At 49.3% G+C, this 14,453-nt stretch carries 13 protein-coding genes and 3 pseudogenes; 2 read left to right on the forward strand and 14 right to left on the reverse strand.

Going from position 1 to position 14,453, the window contains the following annotated elements; all coding sequences use genetic code 11:
• Positions 1-141 (forward strand): transposase domain-containing protein (locus tag MKI86_RS19805; protein ID WP_241605015.1); only part of this gene is annotated, 141 nt, incomplete at its 5' end.
• Positions 142-155: 14 nt separating this feature from the next.
• On the opposite strand, the pseudogene MKI86_RS19810 reads toward MKI86_RS19805, so the two are convergent.
• Positions 156-305, reverse strand: a pseudogene (locus tag MKI86_RS19810) (transposase); the annotation flags it as partial.
• Positions 306-377: 72 nt separating this feature from the next.
• On the opposite strand from MKI86_RS19810, the pseudogene MKI86_RS19815 reads away from it, so the two are divergent.
• Positions 378-767 (forward strand): annotated as a pseudogene (locus MKI86_RS19815) (transposase); the annotation flags it as partial.
• Positions 768-830: 63 nt separating this feature from the next.
• Here MKI86_RS19815 and MKI86_RS19820 read toward each other — a convergent pair.
• The 13 genes and pseudogenes from MKI86_RS19820 to MKI86_RS23920 all read right to left on the reverse strand — a co-directional run.
• Positions 831-1,556, reverse strand: coding sequence for a glycosyltransferase family 2 protein (locus MKI86_RS19820; protein WP_241604562.1), 726 nt, complete (start codon positions 1,554-1,556; stop codon positions 831-833).
• A gap of 8 nt (positions 1,557-1,564) precedes the next feature.
• Positions 1,565-2,512: a GDP-L-fucose synthase family protein gene (locus MKI86_RS19825; RefSeq protein WP_241604565.1), complete on the reverse strand. Its 948-nt coding sequence runs from the start codon at positions 2,510-2,512 to the stop codon at positions 1,565-1,567.
• 4 nt (positions 2,513-2,516) lie between these two features.
• Entirely contained in the window at positions 2,517-3,602 is a 1,086-nt protein-coding gene (gene gmd / locus MKI86_RS19830; RefSeq protein WP_241604567.1) for a GDP-mannose 4,6-dehydratase, read from the reverse strand.
• Between the two features lie 22 nt (positions 3,603-3,624).
• Positions 3,625-4,776, reverse strand: coding sequence for a hypothetical protein (locus MKI86_RS19835; RefSeq protein ID WP_241604569.1), 1,152 nt, complete (start codon positions 4,774-4,776; stop codon positions 3,625-3,627).
• A gap of 291 nt (positions 4,777-5,067) precedes the next feature.
• Positions 5,068-6,330, reverse strand: a complete 1,263-nt coding sequence (locus MKI86_RS19840) for a glycosyltransferase (RefSeq protein WP_241604571.1) — start codon at positions 6,328-6,330, stop codon at positions 5,068-5,070.
• Positions 6,327-7,433 carry a DegT/DnrJ/EryC1/StrS family aminotransferase gene (locus MKI86_RS19845; RefSeq protein ID WP_269470876.1) on the reverse strand — a complete coding sequence of 369 codons (1,107 nt, stop codon included), beginning with the start codon at positions 7,431-7,433 and terminating at the stop codon, positions 6,327-6,329. Before MKI86_RS19845 ends, MKI86_RS19840 begins: the two co-directional genes overlap by 4 nt.
• Positions 7,434-7,778: 345 nt before the next feature.
• Positions 7,779-8,528 (reverse strand): ABC transporter ATP-binding protein, encoded by a 750-nt coding sequence (locus MKI86_RS19850; protein ID WP_241604573.1) that lies wholly within the window; start codon positions 8,526-8,528, stop codon positions 7,779-7,781.
• A gap of 8 nt (positions 8,529-8,536) precedes the next feature.
• The gene (locus MKI86_RS19855) at positions 8,537-9,325 is read right to left on the reverse strand and encodes an ABC transporter permease (protein ID WP_241605019.1); all 789 of its coding nucleotides are present in this window, start codon (positions 9,323-9,325) and stop codon (positions 8,537-8,539) included.
• 26 nt (positions 9,326-9,351) lie between these two features.
• On the reverse strand, positions 9,352-10,236 hold the full coding sequence (locus tag MKI86_RS19860; protein ID WP_241604575.1) for a glycosyltransferase family 2 protein: 885 nt from the start codon (positions 10,234-10,236) through the stop codon (positions 9,352-9,354).
• Between the two features lie 204 nt (positions 10,237-10,440).
• Positions 10,441-11,523: a glycosyltransferase gene (locus MKI86_RS19865; protein ID WP_241604577.1), complete on the reverse strand. Its 1,083-nt coding sequence runs from the start codon at positions 11,521-11,523 to the stop codon at positions 10,441-10,443.
• Position 11,524: 1 nt separating this feature from the next.
• Complete coding sequence (locus MKI86_RS19870) at positions 11,525-12,673, reverse strand: glycosyltransferase (RefSeq protein WP_241604579.1); 1,149 nt, start codon at positions 12,671-12,673, stop codon at positions 11,525-11,527.
• Positions 12,674-12,694: 21 nt separating this feature from the next.
• Positions 12,695-13,324, reverse strand: coding sequence for an acyltransferase (locus MKI86_RS19875; RefSeq protein WP_241604581.1), 630 nt, complete (start codon positions 13,322-13,324; stop codon positions 12,695-12,697).
• A gap of 853 nt (positions 13,325-14,177) precedes the next feature.
• Positions 14,178-14,410 (reverse strand): annotated as a pseudogene (locus MKI86_RS23920) (transposase); the annotation flags it as partial.
• Positions 14,411-14,453: the final 43 nt, after the last annotated feature.

Consider the following 14,453-nt stretch of genomic DNA (forward strand, 5'->3'; position numbering starts at 1 on the left):
ACGGCAAAGCTCAACGACATCGATCCGCAGGCGTGGCTCGCCGACGTTCTTGCCCGCATCGCTGACACGCCGATTATCAGGCTGGAGCAGTTGCTTCCGTGGAATTGGACGCCGCCGACCGTCAACGCTCAAGCTGCCTGAACTGTGGCCTTCACCGGAGGCTTACCGTGACGCCTGGCCGTCGAGGAAACCGTTTCGCCAGGCTCAAAACTCTCTTCGATAATCCGCAGCTTCTGCTCGGTTGTCCACCGTCTCCAGAGCACATCGCCGGTGATCACTTCAATGCGTCGATACTCGTTAGACATAAGCCTGTCCTCAAGCCTGTGCTTGAGCCTTCCTGCTTATGCCGACTGTCCGGTCGAAATGGGGGGCAGTTCATTAGAACGCAACCAGATGCGGGCCTAGTCAATACCATGCTGGACGCCGCCATCGAGACTGTGACCGACGCTGCGGAACGGCCAATCGTCCATTCCGATCGCGGAGCCCATTATCGCTGGCCCGGTTGGCTCACACGGATTAGCGATGCAAAATTGGTTCGCTCGATGTCCCGAAAGGGCTGCTCACAAGACAACGCCGCGTGCGAAGGGTTCTTCGTCCGGCTGAAAACGGAACTCTTCTATCCACGAGATTGGAAGGCCATCACAATCGAACAGTTCGTCGCCGAGGTAGATGATTATATTCGCTGGTACAACGAGAAGCGTATCAAGATATCGTTGGGATCGCTCAGCCCGGTCGAATATCGTAAGAGCCTCGGCCTGAACTTATAAAGCAGTCCAACTTTTTATCCGCACCCCCGCTGGGGCAGTTCTCAATGACAATCAACACCCTTGTCATAAAAACTGCCTAATAAGGGCTTTGTACCAAATTGAATATGGCTGCGCCAGCCACCAGCGAATTGGGACATGGCCATTGTGGCGTTTAACGACACTCATAGCCTCCTTATAGTGTAAGCGACGGAAGTTCCGCGTTTTGGTATCGGCGTGAACCCTATTTGTCGCGACATAGTTGTCAACAAAGGCAAACTCTCCAAATCGGGCAAACAAGCGCCACCAAAGGTCGTAGTCCAACGCCATGTGAAGACTTTCATCAAGACCGCCAACACTCTCCCAGGCGTTGCGGCGAATAAGCGTTGCCGGTTGAGCAACGATACAACGGGCAGCAAGCCTTTTGCGGCTGAACGGTTCAACGTTAACAGGCCATTGACGTTTTGTTTCTCCTTGCAGATTCCAGCAAAGGCCGTATGCGAGAGGTGCAGCCGGTTTTTTTTTCAGCGCCTCCAGAAGCGACGCTAATCCCTCAGGCTGGAACAGGTCATCACTATTCAACCAACAGACATAAGGCGCACTGCCTAGGCGCATACCGTTGTTTATCGCGCATGCCTGACCACCATCCGGCCCGCTTCTCCATCCAGTCAGACGCGAATCCCATCTTTTCAGTATTTCCAAGCTGTTGTCGCTGGATCCACCATCCATAACGTAGATTTCGAAAGAGACATTCTGCGCGAAAACTGATTCCAGCGCGGATTCAAGATAGCGTCCCTGATTAAAAGACGGCATTACAACGGTTATGAGCGGTTCTGAAATAGCTGTGCTCCTTTCAAGAAGTCCTGGTAAGCCAACACCAGGCCATCCCTAAGGCTTGTTGTCGCTTTCCAGCCCAGAGCATTCATCTTCGAAACATCAACGAGTTTACGCGGCGTACCGTCGGGTTTTGAAGAATCAAACTTGATCTCGCCCTTGAATCCGATAACCTCCATAACAATTTCAGCAAGTTCACGAATTGTAACATCCGCTCCAAGGCCGACATTGTACATCCCTTCCGAGACGCCCCTTTCCATCAGAAATATACAGGCATCCGCGAGATCATCTACATAGAGGAACTCGCGTTTCGGATTGCCTGAACCCCAGACCGCAAATGTTGAATCCCCACGCAGTTTTGCCTCATGAGCCTTGCGAACAAGAGCCGGCAAAACATGACTGGATTCTAGGCTATAGTTGTCATTGGGACCATAAAGATTTGATGGCATTACCGAAGTATAGCGCGTTCCATATTGCGCATTATAGCTTTCGCACATCTTGATACCGGCAATCTTGGCAACCGCGTAGGGTTCATTAGTAGATTCCAGTGGCCCCGTGAGCAGATATTCCTCTTTCATCGGCTGTGGGCAATCACGTGGATAAATACACGTCGAGCCTAGAAAAAGCAAATCCTGAACGCCCGCTTTCCAAGCGCCATGGATGATATTCGCCTCAATCACAAGATTGTCATAAAGAAACTCTGCCCTCTTTTCATTGTTGGCCTGAATTCCACCAACCTTGGCAGCGGCAAGAAAAACGTAATCAGGCTTTTCTTGTTCGAAGAATTCCTTAACACCCGTCTGATCTAGGAGGTCTAGCTCACTGCGTGTTTTTGTAACAATGTTGACATACCCACGGGAGATTAGCCCACGCACAATTGCCGAACCGGCCATGCCTGTATGGCCCGCCACATAAACCTTACTCGATTTGTCCATTGTCTTACTCATGATAATCGAATGCGCTATAGCCATGCTGCTTGACCAGAGCATCTCGCTCAGCTGAGCGTAAGTCTTCGCGAATCATTTCCGATACCAGCATCTTGAAGCTGATCTTCGGTTTCCAACCGAGCTTCTCCATCGCCTTTGTTGGATCGCCAAGAAGCGTTTCCACTTCAGTTGGGCGGAAATAGCGAGGATCGACACGCACAACCGTTTTGCCGTTCACATCGGTTGCAGTTTCATCAACGCCGCTGCCAGACCATATCAACTTCATTCCCAGCTCCTCAGCGCCCAAGTTTACGAACTCGCGAACGCTGTATTGCTGACCCGTTGCAATAACAAAGTCTTCAGCACATTCCTGCTGCAACATAAGCCACTGCATTTCCACATAGTCTTTCGCATGACCCCAGTCACGCAGCGCATCCACATTGCCCAGATATAGGCAGTCCTGCAGGCCGAGCTTGATACGGGCGAGCGCACGGGTGATCTTCCGCGTAACGAATGTCTCACCGCGAAGCGGAGATTCGTGATTGAACAAGATGCCGTTGCAGGCATACATCCCGTAAGCTTCGCGGTAGTTCACAGTGATCCAGTAGCCGTAAAGTTTGGCTACCGCATAGGGGCTTCTGGGATAGAACGGCGTTGTTTCCTTCTGCGGAACTTCCTGCACCAGCCCATAAAGTTCAGAGGTTGACGCTTGATAGAATTTGGTCTTTTTCTCGAGACCCAAAAGCCTGATCGCCTCAAGAATACGAAGTGTTCCAATGCCATCGGCATTGGCTGTGTATTCCGGCGTTTCGAAACTGACAGCAACGTGGCTCATTGCAGCCAGGTTATAGATTTCGTCAGGTTGCACCTGCTGAATAATCCTAATGAGGTTGGTCGAGTCCGTCAGGTCGCCGTGGTGAAGGATCAGCTTTTGATTAGGTACATGTGGATCCTGGTATAGGTGGTCGATGCGATTTGTGTTAAAAAGAGAAGTGCGGCGCTTGATGCCATGCACCACATAACCCTTGGAAAGCAACAGCTCGGCCAAGTATGCACCATCTTGCCCTGTAATGCCTGTGATCAACGCCGTCTTTTGCATACGCCTTACTCCGTAATTCGATTTATATAACGTCACGCATCAAGTCGGCCACATCTATAACTTGACCGGTATTAACGTCGACTACCTGCATCCCAGCCAACAGTTTCAGTGTTTCCTGCGCGCTCAGGAAAGTGAGCTGCCCTACTTCATTACGGGTCTCACGGAATGCGGGTGGACGAAATAGAATATCATCCGGCCCAATGCCAGAGGCCGCGAGAAGATCGTCTCTGACAAAAAAGGCATTGTTACCGCCACTATTGCAGGTGACCAGCGTGTAACCTTTCTCCGCGGCAAGGCTTTTGAGCGCGCCAAGAGAGGCCCCCGCATATGTCCAGGTATAATGCCTTTCCCGCCGATCAAAGCTTGGATCGTACGGCACGGTCACGGCGGCATCAGGCCCGAAAAGCGCATTATATTCACAGACAACAATGCGGGGCGAAATGATACTGATTTCTTTCCATACCCAATAATCCATACCGTCAATATCAAGCGAAAATATATCAATGTCACCGCCATACCCAGCATCACCGATGATGTCGTTTATGTTTTCTGACGTTACCATAGCCGCCTTAACGTCAACATTGGTCTTCCACCGCATTCCCATGTTTGTGAAACGGTCGAGCGCCTCCATATCGGAATCGACGATCAGGCCGCGCCAATTGTCCTTCTGGACCAAAAACCTTGTATTCGCCTCTGAATAATCACCGACACCAATTTCGATGAACGTATTGTTGTGCGAGCCAATCCGACGCAGAAGATACTGAAGAATTCCATCTTCGTTCCATTGCGAGAAGACTCGGTATCCATGGTCAAAAATAGTGCTGGATTCCGAAATCTTGTCTTCAATACCCCCAATCACGACCTGGGCGTCTTCTATCTTTCCACGCAGCAGACTTTGTCCGCGCTCAAGCCCCACAACCGATCTCGCGAGCAAACCCACCGCTTCGTTCGTCTGTGACTGAATCGAGTCGAGTTGTTGTTGAAGTGCGTTTACCCGCTGTCCAAGCCCAACAAATGGCTCTGTCTGGCTCAGTTGGCTTGACAAACGCGCTGCCAAGCTCAGGATCAGCCGGTCATAAACTCTGAAAGCGCAGCTTCGCTTCAGGCGCATCTTTAACCGACGCTTGTCCAGAAACGATTTGCGCGGTCTATTATCAATGGGGTTATTCGGCAAAACTAAGTCCCCCAAATCCGGTGGTGCAGTTATATTTTTGCAATTCGGTGCCACAACCGCGCATGTTCATGCAGTCGAGACCGAGACGTGAGAGAAATCCGCAGGAAAGCAGAGTTTTTGCTTTGTTGACAAAAAGTCACCCTTTCTCAAAAGGCTGTAATTGTTGGCTGCATCCAGTTCAGCACGGGTGCTGCAACGAATATGCTGAATCCTACGCCTGGGAAACGTGGCACGATGCGTAATGAAGTCTTCATACTGATGAAAACGACAACGCCTGAAGCCTTTTTACGCTCATGAATAGTTTCCCCGCTTGATAGCGTATCCGATCGCCCTGTACAATTCACCGCACAAGCTTTCAGTTGACCGCTTTGACTGTTGATGCAAGCTCTCGGGGCTCGGCTTGTTGTAGGGAGTGTTTAACATCACCCTTAGCTTTTTTACTAAATCCGCTGGATCCTTTCTTTTGAAAGTCTCCACTACGCTGCTCTCAAGAGGAAGCTCATAATTTATGGGGATGTCCGATACGACTGCTCTTACGCCAAGGCTGATCGCATCGTGAACCGCGCCGCCCCCTGGACCGCCTTCGAACAGCGTTGGCTGAACGACCGCCACACAGCCCTTCATAAGTTCAAGCTGGTCGTCCTTCGGTATATAATCCAGAAAATGGACTATATCGCTAACCCCTCTGTCAACGACAAGCTGGCGAAGACTCTTGATGTAGCCAGGTCTTCTGGGCTCTTCCATCCGCCCGGTGAACACGAAGTCGACCTTAAGGCCTTGCCCTTTGGCCAAGGCCGCAGCTTCAATAACTGTCTCGATCGATTTATGGACCCAAAACTGATTACAAATCAAAAAATATTTGGGCGGAAGCTCGTATTTGGCCAAAAGTTCCTGACGCGGTATGATCTTCTCCGGCTCGATGATCGGAGCAAATGGTAATGCGAAAACTTGGTCTGGATCAGCCTTGTAGAACTTCACTATATCGGATTTGGCATCTCTGGAATTAACGATCATCGGCCTCCCTGTCGCCAGAAGAGCAAAAATCCGTTCATCTCGCACTTTCTGGGACGCGTCATCAAAAAACTCGGGAAAGTACTTCGGTTGACAGTCTGGCCAGTAGGTCACATAGGGTATCTCTGAAGGCAGAACCTGAACGGAGGGTAGCAATACATCTATACCCTGCTCCTCCTTTAGGCGTATCAGCGATTGAGCGTCTGTTTCACTGGTTACGAACTCCATACGCTCGCACACTTCTGCGTAAAAAGCGTATTCGTCTGGATCCTGGGGAAAGATGCGGTCAGTAATTGGTCCGGCATACCGCATGACACTGCGTGTGACTGTTTTCAGAAAGGGTATGCGTTTCAAACGCTCCTTGAGATGGGCGGAAGCGATCATCTCGACCTTTTCATTCGAACGTGGACACAAGAAGGTAATTTTAGTGCCGGGCCGCTGTCCAAGTCCACGTATTACATTACGAAGGAAGTCGTTCGCCCCAATATTGCCTAGGAACTCACGAGCCAAAATTCCGACATGCAATAGCTCGCCTTCGCTCACTTGTTTGCCTCGACAAGCATAAACTTCCTAATCAAGGCACAAATATTTGCTACGTCTTGACGTCCGAGATCGGGATAGCTTGGCAAGTTCATGCCCCGAGTGGACAGGTCTTCAGCAACCGGATAACTGATATCCTCTTTGTACATCTCCATCTCGTGTGACAGATGGAAGAGAGGTCGGGTTTCCACGCCATTTTCTCTCAGAAATCGCCGCATCGGATCGCGCAGATTCTTATCTCTCAGAAGAATAGAAACCATCCAGTAGCTGTGTACCGACCCTTCTCGTTCAGCATGAACATTCAGAGCAAGGTTGACCAATTCTTCTTTATACCAGACAGCAATCTCTTTTTTTTTGGCCAGAATTTGACCGATACCCTCAAGCTGTGCATAGCCGATTGCCGCACAGATATTCGTCATTCGGTAATTGAAGCCAACCAGATCGTGCCAGTACTCTCGGTTCGCTGCCAGCCCTTGACCCTTCAAGCGATTCACCATTTCGGCATATTCGTCGTTGTTGGTAACGACCATGCCTCCTTCACCTGTCGTGATCGTTTTATTTCCAAAAAAACTGAATGTGGAAATGTCGCCGAATGTGCCGACGTGCGCGCCCTCGACCATCGAGCCAATCGCTTCTGCACAATCTTCAACGACGAGCAGATTATGCTCACGCGCCAACTCCATAATAGCCACCATATCACATGCCTGACCATAAAGATGCACCGGCATGATGGCTTTGGTTTTCGCAGAGATTTTTCGGCGCGCATCTGCAACATCGATCTGCCAAAATTCAGGTTCGCTATCGACGAAAACAGGCGTTGCCCCTGTGTAAGCGATTGAATTTACAGAAGCGATGTAGGTGAATGTTGGAACCAGTACCTCGTCCCCAGGGCCGATACCAAGAGCGATAAGCGCAACGTGCAACGCAACAGTGCCGTTGCTAACGGACGCAGCGTGTTTTACGCCAACGAATTGGCTAAAAGCATCCTCGAATAGCGCAATGTAACGGCCCTTGGACGATATCCATGTGCTGTCCAAGCAGTCATTCACATATTCCTTCTCTTTTCCAACGAAGTGCGGGCTGTAGACTGGGTACTTGATGGCCATTAGGTTATCTTCCAGATGCGCGATATATTCTAAACCCTGTCTCGCTCAAACGGAGTCGTTTGAGCGAAGGATACAGGCCCTAACTTATTGATCCGGCGCGCATATTTTTGCGTCAAACGTTTCCGTTGCAGCGATCGCACGCATTATGTCAACTCAGCCAGGAGGTATTTTTCTACCAAAGCAAGCTCATTTATGAACATGCGACCACACCAATATAGATTTCGCCGGCATTTTCAAATGCGTACTCATAAGAGCGATTAACCCTTACAACTACAGCTGCCTACCCTTGGCTTTCGCTGTCACTTTCAAGCTATTTGAATGCCAACGTCCCCGGCTCCAAATTTCTTATGACCTACCCTTCTCCGCATGATAGCGCTCAAGCACTTCGTCCACCGAACCAGCAAACGTTATTCTTCCTTGATCGAGAAGAATTGCCTGATTGCAAAAAGTGCGCAGGATCCCGTCATTGTGGGAAGCCAAGACGAGAATGCTAGCGTTTTCAACGTATTCGTTGACCCTTGCTTTGGCTTTTTCCGCAAATGCTGCATCACCCGCACCAATCATTTCATCCATGATTAGTATTTGCGGACGGGAAGCCGTTGACGCGGCGAATGCCAAACGGACCAGCATACCTGTTGAGTACGTCCGGATGGGCAAATCAAGAAAAGAGCCCAATTCGCTGAATTCTGCGATTTCGTCAGAGTGGCGCGCAGCCTCGCTGTAGCTCATGCCAAGGAAAACACACCTTAGACGGACGTTTTCGCGCCCTGTCGCATCCATGTCCATTCCCATCGTGATGTCCGTCAGCGACGAAACGGTGCCATCAATTAGAACACGCCCTTTGGGCGGTTCGTAAGCACCACCCAATACCCTGAGCAGGGTGGTTTTGCCGGCACCGTTATGACCAACAATACCCAGCCGATCCCCATCCTTCAGATTCAAAGAAATGTCACGTAGCGCCTCGACTTCCACACGTCCGGAATTGGTCGCCATCTTGGCACCAACTGTTTGGATGATTGCCGACTTTAGTGAACGCCCACCGGCATCGTAAATAGGATAATTGAGAGACACGTCTTCAACCAGAATGGAAGCCATTTAAGTCCTCACATATAGTACGCAACGCGTGCCCGGAAGCGCGCGAAAAAGGGAATGGCTATCGCTAAGCCGATGAAGGTCACCGCCCCGGCTGAGGCCCACATTTCAAAGGTCGGCGCACGCCCTAGAAGAGGCTCCCTCATCAGTTCAAGAAAGATCGCGAACGGATTGAGATCAAGGATAAAGGGATAATTATCACCGAGCTGTGACTTGCTCCAGATGACAGGCGAGACAAAGAATGCAATCTGCACGATGCTCGCGATGATTTGCGGAAGATCCCGAAAACGCGCGCAAAGCGGACCAAGCAACATTGCGATCCAAGCGCCATTCAGCAAAGTAAGGACGAAGGCTGGGAAGAACCACAAAATCTGTAATGTTGGCGGAACAAGAAATGCTACCATCACGACAGGGACAAGAATAAGATTGTGCGCAAAAACCAGCGTATTGCGACAGAGCATCCGAAATATAAACAGGAACCGTGGAAGCGAAGAGCTTCGAATATAAGAATCTGCCTCAATGAAGACGTTACCAGCTTCAGTCACAAGCGTAGCGAGTAGGCCCCAGACGATGAAGCTTATCGCCATCAATGGAACATATTTGGCCAGTGGAAGACCAAAAATCCGCGAATAGACGAAAGACAAGCTGATAATCGTGATGCCCATCGAAAGCGTAATCCAGAACTGACCGATACGCGATCTTCTGTATCGGGTCTTGATGTCCAACAATGCCAGGAGTAACCAAATTCGCCATTTTGCAAATGCTGAGCGTAAGTCAGTCAGTAGCTTTTGTTTTTGCATTTTGTCCACGAATTCAGGTATCAGATTTAGCTTCTTGTCCCGGAGCGGTGTAGCTTCTGGCTGACTATACGCAGGAAATCAAGGGCCCCGACTTCCCGCAGCGCAATTTTCGTCAGGGTTTTAATTCCGGGGCAGGAGGCGAGGTATTCAATAGCGCTCACGCGGTCTGTTTTTCGACCATTTGGAAAATATTTGGTGCGAATGATCCGCCTCGCGGCTTCAAACCTTTCCCACTCAATTGAGAAATCACACGTGCTTTTTCCGCCGAGCGCAAATCGGCAGACTGTCCTGGGCATATGCTTCAACATGAAACCGTGTTGAACGAAGGCTTGTACGTTGAGATTGTATTCTCCCGTTGCCGCTGCGTTCTCGGCTAGGTAGCTGCAACTGTCGAATATTTCTTTGCGGTAGAAGATCGTCTGGTGATGAACCGACCCCTCATAGAACAAACGACGATTGGAGAAGTACGACATATCCATCCGTCTGTCGGGCGTGAACGCGGGGTGATTGTACTTGTCATCCTTATTGACGCAGTATGGAAGTAAGTTTCCAAATACAGCATCAGCTTTCAATCTATTAAAAAACGACACGACATCTGCGACGACGTTCTCATCGTGAAACAAATCTCCACTGTTGAGAAAGAACACGATGTCGCCAGTACATAACTTTGCACCCTTTTCCATCGCCTGATAAATGCCACCATCCTGCTCACTCACAAATATTGCAGGGCCAAGGCTCTCAACAATTTCTTTGGTGCGATCCACCGATTTTCCATCAACGATTACATGCTCAATGTCTTCATACGCTTGGTCGCGTACACTTTTCATCGTTTGCTCAATGGTGTCCTCAGCGTTGAGGCAGACCGTCACCACAGATACACGTTTGACCGCGCTAGATGAGCCCTGAGCCAAATTGACCTCCGATCGAGATGTGTAATTGCGCACGTGAGCTCGTATAGTTCTTCTGCTCCATTTGGCAATTGACCTTCTTTCGGTAAGTAGTAGTCAATACAAAACTCGCGTCGGAAATTCCTGCGGAAGTTGCACGGGAAGAGCTAATTTCATGCGAAACCCTATAACTCATTCTCGAGCGGTTAAAGAGATTTTAGACATCTATTACTTAGTATAATTCTTATCTTCGAGATCGCGAAGACGCCTCTGCAAATCCCTCACCTCTTCAACCAAGTCTCTTTCAACCTGAGAAATATTCCTACCAGTTTCGGTGATGCGGCTATCTAGACGTAAGACCTCGGAATAAACAGTCCAATAGAACATTCGGCGCCAGAAGCCGCCTAACAATTTCAAAATGAATGCCTTAATAAAAGGCTTCAATCTGTCGATTCTGCGTTTTAGCCACGGATGCACAACACCTCTGGCTTTAACCTCGGCTTGTAAATATTGCGCCTTCACATCCCGCCAGTTTTCGACGACATGGAACTCGTCTTCCCTTTCGATCGATATGTCTTCTCGAACCGGACAAAACATAGTTCTGAGCTTCGCACGTCCCTGATTATATTCAACTGCCTGTTTCCCGAAATTCCGCGTGCTGATCCCACCAAGCGCAAATCGCGTTATTATGTGCGGCATATATCCAAGCTTGGCCCCCTTGGCAAAAACTGCACTCATGAGCAAGAAGTACTCGCCGCTAATCGCACGATCGCTGGATATATAACTGCACTCCTCCAAAATCCATTTTTTATAAATAGTCAGCTGATGGTGAATGGAATTGTCGAATATATGCCGTTTGTTGCTGACCACAGAGCCGTCAATTGCAACACCAGCCACAAAAGAAGGGTGGTCATGCACATCGGTCGGGCGAAAATAGACCGGCAGCAAATCACCATACGCGATATCGACATCATACTTCGAGAAAAATTCTACAATTTTTTCACACACATATTTATCGTAAAATACATCACCCGCATTGAGGAAAATAACGTAATTCCCCTTGGCCAATTTCCGGCCCTTTTCCATGGCGTCATATACGCCGTTGTCAGGCTCAGAAATGATACCTTCCAGATCATACTCTCGAGCTATCTCTACAGTACGGTCCTCCGAAGCTCCATCGATGATGAGATGAGTGACGTTTTGGTAGGTTTGCCCTTTTACAGATTCTATCGTTGCTCTCACAACGTCTTCTACGTTCAGCGTAACAGTTACAACTGTTATTCTCGCTTCGCCATTGATGGGTTCCGCCATCTTACTTCTTTCCGCCAAGTTCCAAGTCCATAACACGGCCAATGACTTCGCTTAGCCGGGCGAGCGAGTGTCTGCTTCGACCAAACTGCTGTTCGAAGCTTGGAAGCTCATGATCAACGGACAACACTTCCTCGATCTTGTCGGCCAAACTCACTTCGTTTTTTGCCTCAAAAAAGAAGACATCATCAGAAGACGGGATTTCCTTGTTCACGGCGATATCCGAAACAATTGCCCTGATGCCCAAAGCCATAGCGTCATGAACGGCGCCCCCTCCCGGCGCGCCTTCGAAAAGCGTTGGCTGAATGACCGCGATGGCGCCCTTCATTATCTCAATCTGATCGCGCTTCGGAAGCAAACCCAGTATCTGGATTTGTGATGCAATTTTTGTCTTACGGACTAGTTCCTCCAGGCGGGTGATGTATTCAGGCCGTCGCGGCTCTTCAACTCGTCCTGTGAAGACAAACTTCACGTCCATTCCACGATCCTTACATATCCGGATCGCCTTGTAGACCGTTTCAATGGATTTATGTATCCAGAACTGGCTACTGATCAGAAAATATTTCTTAGGCAGCTTATATTTTAGCAGCTTCTCTGTGTGCGGGAATAAGTAGTCTGTATCAATTGTTGGCGCAAACGGAAGGCTATGAACTTGATCAGGGCCGGCGTTGTAAAACGCTTTCATGTCGTTGACAACGCTCTGCGAATTCGTGATCATGTACTTGTTCGTTTGCAGCAGTCGAAGTATCATCCCGTCACGTATCGCTTGGGCTTCGTCATCAAAGAATTCTGGCAAATGTTTTGGTTGGCAATCCGGCCAATAGGTGACAAATGGAATATCTCTGTCCAAGGCACGACCACTGGGATAAAAGATATCAATCCCGCGGTCGCGCATCAAAGCGCGAAAACTTTCACTGTCGAATTCGCACTCAATAAGTTCTAGATTTGGTGCGGCTTCGCGATAAAAGCTATAGCTCGAATCTCCGTCCGCAGCTCTCCTGATCAACTCCATAGCTTGATTTTCGGGTGGAACCAGAAGAAATATCTTGTTGTCCGGATCAAAATCAAGTGCACGAATTTGTATTTTCAGATAATCGTTTGCGCCTGTATTCAACAGAAAATCATGTGCGCAAATGCCTATATTTCTCACCATGTCAGCGATAACTTTCCAAAGTCACATTGAATTTTTCTTTTTGTCTTCATCTAAGTGAAGCTTTAGATTTTTCTCCGCCTCCAACAAATCCATTTTTCTCTTTCTAAGAAATGATGCAGGCCGACCCGCATACACCCCCCACGCATCAAGATTCTTGGTTACAAGAGACTGCGCACCGACACTGACCCCCTCTTTTAACTCTACTCCGGGCAGTATAACCGTTCCAGCACCAACTATAACATGCCGCCGCAGCAGAACCTGAGACGTTTTGACATTTGTATATTCTGCGGGCACCGTAGGATTAGTGAGGGCCCCACCTGTATAATCGTCAGACGCCGAATAGACTTTCGCGCCTTGAGACAATCCAGAAAAATCTTCTAAAACAACACCCCCGCGACAGCCAAGAAACGAAAAGCTACCAATATGGATATAATTTCCCAAGAACAAGCTTCCACCATATGCAGTGATAACTGCATAATCATCAATTCTTACATCATTTCCGATCCAAATATTTTTCAATCCGATAATAGTGGCCCGCTTTGATATTAAGACATTCTCGCCGACTGATGCAAAGCCGAATTTACGCAATTCATCGCTCACAAAGAAGCCCTGATCAAAAGGGTTTTCTACAAGTTTTTCTCGACCAATCATTCTATTCTCGACTTTGAACTATCTTTATCGTGTTTGCCCACATATGCGTTGGAAACCGCAACCTTTGAATCGAACTTACAGGGTTGAGTCTCATCAATATCCGACTCCGTCGAACTTGTTGCACATTGACGGGAAACACGGTTGCCCAGCGTGAACTGATCGGATGCTATATGCCCGTAAATCAACCGGATTTGCAAGTGATATGGGTAATCCTACCGTTTTAACGGTGCTCAACGGTAGAATTCACACGGCCATTTTCAGTTTTCGAGCGAATATGCCAGCAATACTGTTGATTGCCACTGAGAACTGGCTCTGACGCACATTTGCTGGTGAGCCGCTCTACCATGTGCCGATCGATCGCGCTTGCAGCAGATCGAGCTTTGCTCTCCTGTACATCTGGCGTTTAAAGAGTTTCAAGCGTGTGATCTGGTCCTCCGTTTGTCCATTTGATCACGGTGAGATAATCGCGTTTCTTACAGCGTCGAAGTCCTTTTCCACACCGTCGGCGAACGGCCCGGCCAGACTGTTCTTGGCGGCCTCCAATCATTCATCGAGCCTTCGCGCTGTCTTCGAGCGGGTTATAGACCGGAAGTTACGATGACCGAGCCGCTTTCAGCCTTTTCTGCCCGCCTTCGTCTCGTTGCCCATTCGGCGACAACACGGCGGCCTCCGCCAAAACCAGCCAGCCGAAGCTGCCGCCGCAGTTCGGTACCATTACACAATCCAGCATCTCATTGAGTTTCAAACCGAGGTAGGTTCGGTTCGAGAGGGGGGGTTGCCAGACCGGATAATGTCGATCAGTTGACCATGACGCCACTGTTAACTAGCTTCCGGCTATACTCGGTTCGGTGCGCGATTTCCGAACGGCGTCAAGAAAGACGTGACTGGCGTTTTCCATTAGATGCCAACGGTCGGCGACCTGATCGGCGTGTGGGAGGGCTTGTGCGACGGCCTGCGCATTGCCACCACCACTGTCCCTTGCGACGATATCGATCTGGGCTGCTGGACCAGCCAGACCTCGGCGGTCGCCTGTTCCATGTCGGGCAGCAATGCGATTGCCCTTCGGCGTTCAAGATCGCAGATGATGGGTAAGCGTCCGGTGAAGCTGCCTTTGAGATTTCCGACGAAC

The sequence above is a fragment of the Shinella sedimenti genome, assembly GCF_022601905.1.
Taxonomy (GTDB): Bacteria; Pseudomonadota; Alphaproteobacteria; order Rhizobiales; family Rhizobiaceae; genus Shinella; species Shinella sedimenti.